We start from the raw sequence: 12,606 nt of genomic DNA, 5'->3' as shown, positions 1-12,606 counted from the left end.
GCCCCCACGCTCCCCCGCTGCGCGTGGTCCGCTGCCCCCCGAGGGGGCTGACCCGGCTGGGGGCGGCCCGGCGCCGGATCTGTGTGCCCCCACGCTCCCCCGCTGCGCGTGGTCCGCTGCCCCCCGAGGGGGCTGACCCGGCTGGGGGCGGCCCGGCGCCGGATCTGTGTGCCCCCACGCTCCCCCGCTGCGCGTGGTCCGCTGCCCCCCGAGGGGGCTGACCCGGCTGGGGGCTGCCCGGCTTGCTGCCCCTAAACTCTTCCGGATGAAAACCTATCTCGTGGGTGGTGCGGTGCGCGATGCGTTGATGGCGCAGGGTGCCGGCGCGCCCGGGGCCTCGCACGTGGACCGCGATTGGGTGGTGGTGGGCGCCACGCCCGAGGACATGGTGCGCCGGGGTTTCCTGCCGGTGGGTCGCGACTTTCCGGTCTTCCTGCATCCCGACACGCGCGAGGAACACGCACTCGCCCGCACCGAACGCAAGACATCGCCCGGCTACCGGGGCTTCGTCGTGCATTCGCAGCCCGGCGTCACGCTCGAAGACGACCTGGCGCGACGCGACCTCACCATCAATGCCATGGCCGTGGCAGCCAGTGAAGCGGACGACCCCGCCCGCGCGCAACTCATCGACCCCCACGACGGGCAGCGCGACCTGCAGGACCGCGTGCTGCGCCACGTAACCGGGGCCTTCGCCGAAGATCCGGTGCGCATCCTCCGGGTGGCGCGGTTCGCCGCGCGCTTCCCCGACTTCTCGGTGGCCGCCGAGACGCTCGATCTGATGCAGCGCATGGTGGTGCATGGAGAGGTCGACCACCTGGTGGCCGAGCGGGTGTGGCAGGAGCTGGCGCGCGGACTCATGGAGCAACGTCCCAGCCGCATGTTCGACGTGCTGCGCGACTGCGGTGCCCTGCAACGCCTGCTGCCGGAAGTGGACCGGCTCTGGGGCGTTCCACAACGCGCCGAGTACCACCCGGAGATCGACACCGGTGTGCACCTGATGATGGTGCTCGACATGAGCGCGCGCCTGAATGCGCCGCTCACGGTGCGCTTCGCCTGCCTGGGGCACGACCTCGGCAAAGGCACGACGCCGCCCGCCGTGTTGCCGCGTCACATCGGACACGAGGAACGCAGCGCGCGCCTGCTCAAGGGCGTTTGCGAGCGGTTGCGGGTGCCGGTGGATTGCCGGGAACTGGCCGATGTGGTGGCGCGCGAACACGGCAACATCCACCGCAGCGAATCGCTCGGTGCCGGTGCACTGGTGCGCCTGCTGGAACGTTGCGACGCGTTGCGCAAGCCGGCACGCTTTCACGAGGTGTTGCTGGCCTGTGAATGTGACGCGCGCGGGCGTCTGGGCATGGGCGAGAACACCTATCCCCAACGCGAGCGGCTGGGTCGGGCGCTGGTCCTGGCACAGTCGGTGGACACCGCTGGCGTGGCCCGGCAGGCACAGGCCGACGGCCTGAGCGGTGTGAAAGTGGGCGAGCGGATCCACGCTGCGCGAGTGGCCACGGTCGCGCTCGGCATGGGCGCTGCAGGCCCCGCCGTTGCTGGCGATTGAGCGCTCCCTGCATCCGTCAAGCGGGCTGAAAAACTTCGCACCTCGGCGGTGGGGCATCGGAGCACGCGGGCCGCACACGGCGGCAGCGTGTTACGGTGTCGGGCTGATGAGTACTTTACCCAAGCCACTGACGCAAGGGTCAGCACTCTTTCTCGACTTCGATGGAACGCTGGCCGATCTGGCACCAAGACCCGACGCGGTCACGGTGCCCGAGGACCTCGCGCGGCTGCTGGATCGGCTGCACGAACGACTGGACGGCGCGCTCGCGCTGGTCACCGGCCGCGCCCGCGAGGACATCGAACCCATGCTTTCTCCGTGGCGATGGCCGGCCGCTTTCGAGCACGGGGCCGTGCGCGTCTCGGCGCATGGCGATGCATCGGCGCACCGCCCGCCAGGCCTGGACCGCGCCGTGGCTGCGGCCCAGCATTTGGTGTCACGGCACACCGGGCTGCTGCTGGAAACCAAACAGACTTCGATGGCCCTGCATTTCCGGCTGGCGCCTTCGCTGGAGACGCTGTGCGTGCAGACGCTCTCGCGGGCTGTCGAGCGCGAGGGTGGACTCCAGCTGTTGCGAGGCAAGTCGGTGGTCGAAGTGAAGTCGGTCAGCGTCAACAAGGGCCTGGCGATCCAGGCCTTCATGAACGAGGCGCCATTTGCCGGTCGACTGCCGGTGTTTGCCGGCGACGATGTCACCGACGAGGCGGGATTCGCCGTGGTGCAGCGCCTGGGCGGAGTGGGCATCAAGGTGGGTGCAGGCACGAGTTGTGCCCTGCACCGGTGCGAGAACCCCGCAGGCTTGCGCGCCTGGCTCGCAAAAGCCCTTCAACCCCCGGTGATCTCCACATGATGAATTTCCCCCCTCTCTGCCCAAAGCTCCGGGGCCGGCTGCCCGGGCACTTTCTTCCCCCCACGTGGGCACTGGATGTGCATGGGGCGGGTTCATGAGCCGGCTCGTCATCGTCTCCAACCGCGTGGCCGATCCGCGCAAGGCCGCCTCGGGTGGACTTGCCGTGGCGGTGGGCCAGGCGCTCGAGGCCTCGGGCGGGCTGTGGTTTGGCTGGAGCGGCAAGGTGGTGGAAAACGGCACGCCGGGTGAAGGTGATCTGCACCTGCACAACGCGGGCAACGTGCAGCTCGCCACCGTGGACCTGAGTCGCGAGGACCACGACAGCTACTACCTGGGTTACAGCAACGGCGTGCTCTGGCCGGTGTTCCACTACCGGCTGGACCTCGCCGACTTCGATGCCGGCTACATCGGCGGATACCGGCGCGTGAACCAGATGATGGCGCACAAGCTGGCGGGCCTGCTGCGCCCGGACGACATCATCTGGGTGCACGACTACCACCTGATTCCACTGGCCGCCGAGTTGCGTGCGATGGGCTGCCAGCAGCGCATGGGTTTCTTCCTGCACGTTCCCCTGCCGCCACCCTTGATCCTGGCTGCCGTGCCCGAGCACGACTGGCTGATGCGCTCGCTGTTCGCCTACGACCTGGTGGGCTTTCAGAGCGACAGCGACGTGGCGCACTTCTCGCGCTACGTGGGCACCGAGACCGGTGCCGACATCCTGGGCGAGCACGAGTTCCGCGCGTTCGGCAAAACCTTGCAGGTGCAGGCCTTCCCGATCGGCATCGACGTGGACGAGTTCACCGAACTCGGGCAGGCGCGCGAGGCGCAGGACATGTACACCCAGATTCGCGACGAGTACTCGCGCCGGCGCCTGTTGCTCGGCGTTGAGCGCATGGACTATTCCAAAGGTCTTCCGCAACGCCTGAAGGCGTTTCGCCAGCTCCTGCAGGCCTACCCGGAAAACCTCGGCAGCGCGACGCTGATCCAGATCGCCGCACCCAGCCGCGAGTCGGTCGACGCCTATGCGTCGCTGCGCCAGGAGCTGGAGAGCCTGTGCGGTGCCATCAACGGCAACTTCGGCGAGCTCGACTGGATGCCGGTGCGCTACATCCACCGCAACGTGGCGCGCAAGCGCCTGCCCGGCCTCTACCGCGCGGCCAGCGTGGCCCTGGTCACGCCGCTGCGAGACGGCATGAACCTCGTGGCCAAGGAATTCGTGGCCGCGCAGGACCCCGACGACCCGGGTGTGCTGGTGCTGTCGCGGTTTGCCGGTGCGGTCGAGCAGATGCACGATGCCTTGCTGGTCAACCCTTACGACACCACCCGCACGGCAGAGACGATCCAGCGCGCGCTGCAGATGCCGCTGGAAGAGCGCCAGCGCCGCCACCAGACCTTGCTGGCGGGCATCCGCGAGCAGGACGTGCACTGGTGGCGCCAGCGCTTCCTCGACGCACTGGCCGCCGTCCCTGCACCCTGACCCCGAAACGTTCGCACGGGCCCGACCCGGGGCCGGCGCGAGCATTGCCTTTCCACGCCTTGAATGGAGGACACCATGAACGACAACCTGATTGAAATGGCAGCGCGCTGGTGGGTCAGCCTGGGCGGCGCCGCCACCACCCTGTTGCGTGTGACCCTGATCGTCGTGGCCGCCTGGTTGCTGATTTCGGTCCTGCAGCGCGCCATCCGCACCCTTCGCGAACGCATTGCCAGCCGCATGGACGACCGCGAATCGACCAAGCGCGCCGAGACACTGGGACGGGTCTTTCGCTACCTCGCCACGGTGGTGGTGAGCCTGATCGCCGGCATGCTGGTGCTGGCCGAACTCGGCGTGTCGGTGGCGCCCATCCTGGGTGCAGCGGGCGTGGTGGGTCTGGCCATCGGCTTCGGTGCCCAGAGCCTGGTCAAGGATTTCTTCACCGGCTTTTTCATCCTGCTGGAGAACCAGATCCGCCAGGGTGATGTGGTCAAGCTCGGCGAGCATGCCGGCATGGTGGAGGTGGTGACGCTGCGCTATGTGCAGCTGCGCGACTACGACGGCAATGTGCACTATGTGCCCAACGGCCACATCAGCACCGTGGTCAACATGACGCGCGGCTTCAGCAACGCGGTGATGGACATCGGCGTGGCCTACCGCGAAAACGTGGACGAGGTGATGGCGGTGATGCGCAAGGTCGCCAAGCAACTGCAGCAGGACCCGGACTTCCAGCCGAAGATCCTGGCCGACATGGAAATCGCCGGTGTGGAGAGCCTGGCCGACTCGGCCGTGATCATCCGCTGCCGCTTCCGCACCCTGCCGCTGGAGCAGTGGGGCGTCAAGCGCGAGTACCTGCGCCGGGTCAAGGCCGCCTTCGACGAACACGGCATCGAGATTCCCTACCCGCACATGACGGTGTACGCCGGCCAGGACCGCGAAGGCAAGGCCCCCGCCTTTGTGGTGCAACAGCTCACCGAGGCCTGAAACCGGCACCCGGGCCTGGCCGCCTGGCGGCGATTGGCCGACCAGCTGGCAGGGCCGGGCGGGCTGTGACACCATGCGGCGAGCAGGAGCTCACCATGACCGCTCGCAACCCCCTCAACCGCACGCTGGCCGACGGCATCCAGCGCGTGGGCTTTCGCAAGTGGTACGAGCGCGAACTGCTGTCGAGCCACGCACACCTGGCGCTGGCCCTGATTTCAGCGGTGGCCATGATGGCCAGCTTCGAGGCGTTTCGCGGCGCGAGCACGAGCGAGAAGCTCATGAACACGGCGTTTGTGGTGGTGAGTGCGGCCATCGCCCTGTGGTCCATGCGCCGTTACCTCTACCTGCTCATGCACGCCGAAGAGATGGCCAACCAGGCCAACTGTGCGCAATGCCAGGCCTATGGCCTGCTCAAGCTGCAGGAGGTGGAAGACCGGCGACTGACGGCCCAGCGGCTGGTGCCGGTGTGCTGCAAGCGCTGCGGCTTTCGCTGGAACCTGCAGGACGACTGAGGCGCGCAACGGCGAGGGGGTCGCTGCATCAGGGTTGCGACGCCGCCCGGTGCAAACCCACGAGCGAGCGAGCGGCCCCCAGCAAGGCGGGCGACCGGGCCGACGTGATCACCCACACGGGAACGTCTTTCAGGTAGTCATGAAAACGCCCCTTGGAGAGGAAGCGTTCGTGAAACGGTGAGGTGTCAAACCAGCTGCCCAGGCGCGGCACGATGCCCCCGCCGATGTAGACGCCGCCGCGCGCACCCAGCGTGAGCGCCAGGTTGCCCGCCACCGAGCCCAGCATGGCGCACAGCATGTTCAGGGCTTCCAGCGCCTGGGGCTGACGGGCCTGCAGGGCGGCCTCGGTCACTGCGGCGGCGGAACCCAGGCCACTCAAGGCCACGCTGTCGGCTTCGCACAGCAGCGTGAAGGTGTCGACCAGGCCCTGGCCACTGCACACGCGTTCGGCCGAGGCGCGGCCATACCGCCGGGTCAGGCCATCCATCACCAGGCGCTCACGAGCACTCACCGCGGGCAGCGTCACGTGGCCGCCCTCACCTTCCAGCGGCAACCAGCCGCCCGCGCCGTCGGGCAACAGGCCCGAGACGCCCAGGCCGGTCCCGGCACCCAGCAGGGCCTTGGCCTTGCCGGGCTGTCCCGCGCCACCGCCCACCTGACGCAGCTCGCCGGCCGGCAGGTCGGGCAAGGCCAGGGCGAGGGCGGTGAAGTCGTTGAGCAGGCGCAGATGGGCCAGGCCGAACTCGGCCTTCACGGCCGCTTGCGAGAACGCCCAGTGGTGGTTGGTCATGCGGATCCGGTCGCCCGTGACCGGATTGGCAATGGCAATCGCCGCCAGCTCGGGCCGGAGCCGGCCCAGCCCATCGAGGTAGGCGTGCATGGCGGCCTGCAGCGTCGGGAAATCGGCCACCGGCAGCACCTGCAGGTCGGACAGCGGGGCGCCTTCGCGCGCCTGCCAGGCAAAACGGGCGTTGGTGCCGCCCACGTCGGCCAGCAGTCGCCCGGTCTGGGAATCTTCAGGGGACATGACGGCGGACCTCCTTGGCGGCGCGCCGCTGCGGGCAGCTGGCGCGAAGCGGCGGATGATAGCCCGCTGCAGCCCGTGCGCCCACCCGGTTCAACCCGTGCGCTGCGCGCGCGCCCAGCGCACGATGTCGGCGGCGCCCATCGCACCTGGCTGTCGCGCCACTTCACGCCCGCCCATGAACAGTGCCAGTGTGGGAATGCTGCGGATCTGCAGCCGCGCACCGAGCTGTTGCGCCTCTTCGGTGTTCACCTTGGCCAGGCGCATGTGCGGTTCAAGTTCGCGCGCGGCGGCTTCGAACTGCGGCGCCATCGCGCGGCAGGGGCCGCACCACGGCGCCCAGAAATCGACCAGCACCGGCACCTGCGAGCGGGCGATGTGCTTGTCGAACGCCGCCTCGTCCAGCGCCACCGGGTGCCCGGTGAACAGTGGCTGGTGGCACTTGCCGCAGTCGGGCGCTTGCGCCAGGCTGGAGCGGGCCACGCGGTTGGTGGTGTGGCAATGGGGACAGACGATGTGCAGAAGTTCGGTGCTCATGCTCGCGCAGATGGTGCCCGGTGCGCCGATTGCAAGCGCCTCACACCAGGTAACCGATGAGGCTGGCCAGCATGCTCAGCACGATGGTGGTGGCAAACGGCAGGTTCCAGTCCCGGCCGAAGGCCTTGAACCGCAGATCGCCGGGCAGCCGGCCGAAACCCATGCGCTGCAGCAGGGGCGTGAACCAGCTGATGAGCAGCAGGGCCAGGAAGATGACGATCATCCAGCGGATCATGTTCAGAGCCTGTGCGTGCGGTCGCCGACCGCAAATCCGAGCGGCAGCCAGCCCGCTGCGCTGGCCGCCGGTGTCAGCGCGATCACCTTGAACAGCTCACCCATTTCGTGTTCGTTCACCAGCTTCTGCATCATCGCGTTGTCGCGCGCACCGGCGTGCTGCGCGAGGTCCAGCAGGCCGCAGTTCAGCAGGAAGCGGCCCTGGCTGGTGAAGCCCGTCACCTGCAGGCCGGCGTCCTGCGCGGCCAGGGCGATGCCGGTGAAATTCACGTGCGCGGTGATGTCCTTCTGCCCCACGTCGGCCAGCGGATCGCTGTCACTGCGGTGCGCGCGGTGGCACATCAGCGTTCCCATGTGGCGCTGCGGGTGGTAGTACTCGGACTCGGGGAAACCGTAGTCGAGAAAAAACGCCGCGCCCCGCTGCAAGCGGTCGGCCAGGGTGCGCACAAAGGCTTCGGCCTGCGGGTGGATTTCGGTCAGGTAGTCGTGCTCGCCGGGCACCTCCAGCGGCGGGCGCAAGCCGGTGGGCCGATCGGCCCAGACCAGTTGGTCCTGGTGCAGTGCCACGCCCCGTTCGAACCACACGCCGCCCAGGCGCGCGAGCAGTTGCACCGGCATGGCGTCGAGCACTTCGTTGCCCAGCACCACACCTTCCATGCGTTCAGGCAGGGCATCCACCCAATGCACCAGGTCTGCGTGTGCCGCCAGCGTGGCGCGCTGGCGCTCGCGCAGGCTGCCCGAGAGGTCGACGATGGTGTAGCGGCGCAGCGGCCGATCCTGCCCGGCCAGGGCCTCGATGACCTGCAGGGCCAGCGCTCCGGTGCCGGCGCCAAACTCCCACACGGCGCTGGTGCCGGTGGCCTCCAGCGCCTGGGCCACCTGGCGCGCCAGGGCGCGGCCAAAAAGCGGGGAGAGTTCGGGCGCGGTCACGAAGTCGCTGCCGGCCTGCGGGGTGTGGCCAAACTTGGGTGCGCTGTTGGCGTAGTAGCCCAACGCCGGCTCGTACAGGGCGATCGCCATGAACCGGTCGAACGAGAGCCAGCCACCGGCCTGTGCGATGGCCCCGGCCAGCCGCCGCAGCAGGTCGCTCGTTAAACTCACCGGTTCTGTTGCCATGGGGGTTTGCACCCCCGGATTGTCACCCAATGCCCTCCTCCGCCTCCCCCGCCTCCCATGAGGCGCGCACCGTGCTGGTGACAGGCGCGGGCAAGCGCCTGGGCCGCGAAATCGCCCTCACGCTGGCGCGCGCCGGCTGGAACGTGGCCGTGCACCACCGCCACTCGGTGGACGACGCCCGTCAGACCGCCGCCGACTGCGACCAGCTCACCCAGCGCAGCGGCAGCGCAGCCGCTTTCTTCGCCGATCTGGTGGACGAAACCAGCGTGCGCGCGCTGCTGCCAGCCGTGGTGGCGCACTTCGGACAGGTCGACGCGGTGGTCAACAGCGCCTCCACCTTCGAGAACGACAGCGCAGGCACCTTCGGTTTTGCTGCCATGGAGACCCACCTGCGCGCCAACACCGGTGCCGCGGTGCTGCTGGCGCAGGCCCTGCACGCGCACCTGCTGCAGCGCGATGGCCGTGGCGCGGTGGTCAACCTGCTCGACCAGAAGCTCTGGAACATGAACCCGGACTTCTTCAGCTACACCCTGTCCAAGGCCGCTCTGGAAGCCGCCAACACCATGCTCGCCATGGCGCTGGCGCCGCGCGTTCGGGTCGTGGGGGTGGCGCCCGGGCTCACGCTCACCAGCCATCTGCTCAGCGACGAGCAGTTCCAGGCCCTGCACCGGCAATCGCCGCTGGGCCGCTCGTCGACCCCCGAAGATGTGGCCGCCACGGTGGCCTTCGCACTGAACAACACCTCCATCACCGGCACCACGCTGCTGGTGGACGGCGGCCAGCACCTGATGCGCTTCGAGCGCGATTTTTCGCTCATGACACCGAACCCACACCCATGACCGCCACCTACGCCGGCACCCAGATCCTCGCACTCACCGGACTGCGATTCGACGCCAACCTGGGCATTCTCGACCACGAAAAATCGGCGCCGCAGCCGATCCAGGTGGACGCCGAACTCAACCAGGGCACACAGCCGCTGCTGCCCCACGACGACGACATCGGCCATGTGCTCGACTACCGCAAGGTGCGCCAGATCATCATCGACGAATGCACCGCCGAACACGTGAACCTGCTCGAGAGCCTGATCGGCAAACTCACGCGCCGGCTGATGCAGATGCCCGGGGTGATCGGCGTGCGGGTGCGGATTGCCAAGCTGGAGATCTTTGATGACTGCGAAGTCGCGATCCGCATGGAAAGCGGGCAGTGGTAAGGAGGGAAATCACCCCCGCGCCGCGGATTCGCCGCGTCACCCCCTCAAGGGGGCGACATCTGCGGCCCGTCCTGAGCCTGTCGAAGGGCGGTTCCGTGACGTCTGCTGGTGTGGGTCACGTGCGCCGGTGACATCTGAATCAAGCAAAGTTTGTAAAGTTACTGAATTTTTATAACTTCGCAAATTTCAGTAGAATCGTCGCATGAACCCTGTCAGAAACCCCTTTGCGCCCGGCGCGGGCACGCCTCCGCCCGAACTGGCAGGCCGCGACGCGCTGCGGGAGTCCCTGCGCGTCGCGCTGGAGCGGGCCCGCATCGGCCGCCCTGCCAGGAGCGCGATGCTGGTGGGCCTGCGCGGGGTCGGCAAGACCGTGTTGCTCGACCGTGTGCGTGACGATGCGGAGGCGGCCGGGATTCACACGGTGCGTCTGGAGGCGCCGGAAGGCCGGTCTCTGCCGGCGCTGCTGGCGCCCCAGCTGCGCCAGGCGCTGCTGCGCCTGAGCCAGACCGAAGCCGCCAAGGCGTTTGCCATCCGTGGACTGCGGGCGCTGGCGGGCTTCGCGAGCCGGTTGAAGGTGACCTACAACGACATCGAGGTCGGCATCGACTACGAGGCCGAGCCTGGCCTGGCGGACAACGGCGACCTGGAACACGACTTGCAGGCCTTGATGGAGCAGGTCGGCCTGGCCGCCAAGGCCGCCAGCACGGCCCTGGCCCTGTTCATCGACGAACTGCAGTATGTGGAAGAAGCCCAACTGGCCGCCCTCATCACCGCCCTGCACCGCACGGCGCAGCGGCAGCTGCCGGTGGTGCTGGTGGGCGCCGGCCTGCCGCAGCTCAGGGGTCAGCTCGGCAATGCCAAGTCGTATGCCGAACGCCTGTTCGACTTCCCCGAGATCGGCCCGCTGCCCCTGGAAGCGGCGGCGCAGGCCATCGAAAAACCGCTGCACGATGAGGGCGTATCGATCACCCCGGCCGCACTGCAGGAGATCCTGCGCGTGAGCCAGGGCTACGCCTATTTCCTGCAGACCTGGGGCAGCCACACCTGGCTGGCTGCGGATGCCACTCCGATCGGCATCGACGCGGTGCACAAGTCCAGTGCCACGGCGATCGCTGCGCTGGACGAGGGTTTCTTTCGTGTGCGCTTCGACCGCTGCACGCCCAAGGAGAAAAAATACCTGCGTGCCATGGCCGAACTGGGCGAAGGGCCCCACCGCTCGGGTGATGTCGCGGCCTGCCTGGTCGAGAAAGTCTCGTCGCTGGCACCCACGCGCAGCTCGCTCATCACCAAGGGCATGGTCTGGAGCCCGACGCACGGCGACACCGCCTTCACGGTGCCCATGTTCGCGGCTTTCATGAAGCGCATCGTGCCTGTGATGGAATGACGCACCCGCTGCATGAAGCGGCTGAAAGAATGGCCATGAACACCGAACACGAAAACCACAAACTCGAAAAGCGCCTGTGCCGCGAGGTCGGCCGCGCGATCGTGGACTACAACATGATCGAGGAAGGCGACCGCGTGATGGTCTGTCTCTCGGGTGGCAAGGACAGCTACGCCATGCTCGACATCCTGCAAAAGCTGCAGGCGCGCGCGCCGATCAGCTTCGAGATGATCGTGGTCAACCTCGACCAGAAGCAACCGGGCTTCCCTGCCGACATCCTGCCCGCCTACCTCACGAAGCTGGGCGTGAAGTTCCACATCGAGAACCAGGACACCTACTCCATCGTCAAGCGCGTGATCCCCGAGGGCAAGACCATGTGCAGCCTGTGTTCGCGGCTGCGGCGCGGCATCCTGTACCGCGTGGCCAGCGAACTGGGCGCGACCAAGATCGCCCTGGGCCACCACCGGGACGACATGCTGCAGACGCTCCTGCTCAACATGTTCTTTGGCGCCAAACTCAAGGGCATGCCGCCCAAGCTGGTGAGCGACGACGGGCAGCATGTGGTGATCAGACCCATGGCCTACGTGGCCGAAAAGGACCTGACCCGCTGGGCCGAGGTGCGGCAGTTTCCCATCATCCCTTGCACGCTGTGCGGCAGCCAGGACAACCTGCAGCGCCAGCAGGTGGGCCTGATGCTCAAGGATTGGGAGAAGCGTTTTCCGGGGCGCATTGAAAACATGTTCACGGCGCTGCAGAACATCGTGCCCAGCCACCTCATGGACCGCGCGCTGTTTCCGTTCCAGACCATCCGCGCCACCGGTGAAGCCAGCGAAGACGGCGACAAGGCGTTCGACGACCAACCGCTTCCCCCTGCGGTGCAGACCCGGCGGGAAGACGAGGCGATGGAGGGGAACGCCACCGCAGCCCGCCCGGTCATACCGATTTCTGCCACGCACTGAAGGCCACGGGGCCACGCCCGCGCCGTTTTTCCAGGAGGCCACATGTCCACACCGAATGCCATTTGTCGCTGGTCCCGCCTGCTCAGGCTGGGCGCGGCCGCGGGCGCGCTGCTGGCGCTCGGCGGTTGCGCCAGCGTGTTCCTGGTGGACAACCAGGTGCAGAGTTATGCACGCTGGGCCGAGGGCCCCACGCCCTCGGGCGCCGCTGCGCCGGTCGCCATTCCCCAGGCGCCACAGGTGTACCGGTTCGAGCGCCTGCCCTCTCAACAAGACAGCCGCTCGGGTGGCGGGCAGGACGAACTGGAGACGCTGACCACGCTGGCCCTGGGCCGGGTCGGATGGACGCCCGCCGCCACCGGCGTGACGGCGCCCTGGACGGTGGGGGTGAGCGCCAGCACGCTGCGCCTGCCTCGCGCACCCTGGGAGAGTCCGTATGACGGCCTGTGGGGCGGCGGTTTCGGAGCGGGTTTCGGTTTTCCGGGGCGCGACCACGTGGTGACCAGCAGCGGGCACATCCTCTACGCGCCGCTGTTCCTGCGCATGGAAACGCCTTACTACCAGCGCGAGGTGTCGCTGATCATTCGTCATGCGGCCAGCGGCCGGGTGGTGTACGAGACCCGCGCGGCACACGACGGTCGGTGGAACAGCTCCAATGCCTTGTGGACGGCCATGCTCGATGCCGCCTTGCGCGACTTTCCCACCCCACCGGCCGGGCTGCGGCAGGTCAACATCGAAGTGCCGCGCTGAACGACGTGGCGAACGGTGCGGCC

14 protein-coding genes are annotated in these 12,606 nt (G+C 68.1%); 10 read left to right on the top strand and 4 right to left on the bottom strand.

What is annotated here, in order from left to right:
- The first annotated feature begins 265 nt into the window (after positions 1 to 265).
- From QUV35_RS09625 to QUV35_RS09605, 5 genes are all read left to right on the top strand, one after another.
- Positions 266 to 1,558, top strand: a complete 1,293-nt coding sequence (locus QUV35_RS09625; protein ID WP_300873105.1) for a multifunctional CCA addition/repair protein — start codon at positions 266 to 268, stop codon at positions 1,556 to 1,558.
- A gap of 106 nt (positions 1,559 to 1,664) precedes the next feature.
- Complete coding sequence (gene otsB, locus QUV35_RS09620; RefSeq protein WP_300873103.1) at positions 1,665 to 2,405, top strand: trehalose-phosphatase; 741 nt, start codon at positions 1,665 to 1,667, stop codon at positions 2,403 to 2,405.
- 94 nt (positions 2,406 to 2,499) lie between these two features.
- A complete protein-coding gene (gene otsA, locus QUV35_RS09615; RefSeq protein WP_300873101.1) occupies positions 2,500 to 3,882 on the top strand; it encodes an alpha,alpha-trehalose-phosphate synthase (UDP-forming) in 1,383 nt (460 codons plus the stop codon).
- 75 nt (positions 3,883 to 3,957) lie between these two features.
- The gene (locus tag QUV35_RS09610; protein ID WP_300873099.1) at positions 3,958 to 4,863 is read left to right on the top strand and encodes a mechanosensitive ion channel family protein; all 906 of its coding nucleotides are present in this window, start codon (positions 3,958 to 3,960) and stop codon (positions 4,861 to 4,863) included.
- 95 nt (positions 4,864 to 4,958) lie between these two features.
- Entirely contained in the window at positions 4,959 to 5,375 is a 417-nt protein-coding gene (locus QUV35_RS09605) for a hypothetical protein (protein ID WP_300873097.1), read from the top strand.
- A 28-nt stretch (positions 5,376 to 5,403) separates the two neighbouring features.
- Here QUV35_RS09605 and glk read toward each other — a convergent pair whose 3' ends face one another.
- The 4 genes from glk to QUV35_RS09585 form a co-directional block, all read right to left on the bottom strand.
- Positions 5,404 to 6,402, bottom strand: coding sequence for a glucokinase (glk, locus tag QUV35_RS09600; RefSeq protein WP_300873096.1), 999 nt, complete (start codon positions 6,400 to 6,402; stop codon positions 5,404 to 5,406).
- 90 nt (positions 6,403 to 6,492) lie between these two features.
- Positions 6,493 to 6,936, bottom strand: coding sequence for a thioredoxin TrxC (trxC, locus tag QUV35_RS09595; protein ID WP_300873093.1), 444 nt, complete (start codon positions 6,934 to 6,936; stop codon positions 6,493 to 6,495).
- A gap of 40 nt (positions 6,937 to 6,976) precedes the next feature.
- Positions 6,977 to 7,171 (bottom strand): DUF2905 domain-containing protein, encoded by a 195-nt coding sequence (locus QUV35_RS09590; RefSeq protein ID WP_300873091.1) that lies wholly within the window; start codon positions 7,169 to 7,171, stop codon positions 6,977 to 6,979.
- Positions 7,172 to 7,173: 2 nt separating this feature from the next.
- Positions 7,174 to 8,286, bottom strand: a complete 1,113-nt coding sequence (locus QUV35_RS09585; protein ID WP_300873089.1) for an SAM-dependent methyltransferase — start codon at positions 8,284 to 8,286, stop codon at positions 7,174 to 7,176.
- A 29-nt stretch (positions 8,287 to 8,315) separates the two neighbouring features.
- Between QUV35_RS09585 and QUV35_RS09580 the strand changes: the two genes are divergently transcribed.
- From QUV35_RS09580 to QUV35_RS09560, 5 genes are all read left to right on the top strand, one after another.
- On the top strand, positions 8,316 to 9,125 hold the full coding sequence (locus QUV35_RS09580; RefSeq protein WP_300873087.1) for an SDR family oxidoreductase: 810 nt from the start codon (positions 8,316 to 8,318) through the stop codon (positions 9,123 to 9,125).
- Entirely contained in the window at positions 9,122 to 9,496 is a 375-nt protein-coding gene (locus tag QUV35_RS09575) for a dihydroneopterin aldolase (protein WP_300873085.1), read from the top strand. The genes QUV35_RS09580 and QUV35_RS09575 overlap by 4 nt, the downstream gene beginning before the upstream one ends.
- Before the next feature lie 202 nt (positions 9,497 to 9,698).
- Positions 9,699 to 10,880 carry an ATP-binding protein gene (locus QUV35_RS09570; protein ID WP_300873083.1) on the top strand — a complete coding sequence of 394 codons (1,182 nt, stop codon included), beginning with the start codon at positions 9,699 to 9,701 and terminating at the stop codon, positions 10,878 to 10,880.
- 35 nt (positions 10,881 to 10,915) lie between these two features.
- Positions 10,916 to 11,836, top strand: a complete 921-nt coding sequence (gene ttcA, locus QUV35_RS09565) for a tRNA 2-thiocytidine(32) synthetase TtcA (RefSeq protein WP_300873081.1) — start codon at positions 10,916 to 10,918, stop codon at positions 11,834 to 11,836.
- Positions 11,837 to 11,878: 42 nt separating this feature from the next.
- A complete protein-coding gene (locus QUV35_RS09560) occupies positions 11,879 to 12,583 on the top strand; it encodes a DUF4136 domain-containing protein (protein ID WP_300873079.1) in 705 nt (234 codons plus the stop codon).
- Positions 12,584 to 12,606: the final 23 nt, after the last annotated feature.

The organism is Hydrogenophaga sp. (assembly GCF_030373225.1).
Lineage (GTDB): Bacteria > Pseudomonadota > Gammaproteobacteria > Burkholderiales > Burkholderiaceae_C > Hydrogenophaga.
Note: the sequence above shows the minus strand (reverse complement) of the source record. Positions and strands in the feature narration are given on the sequence as shown.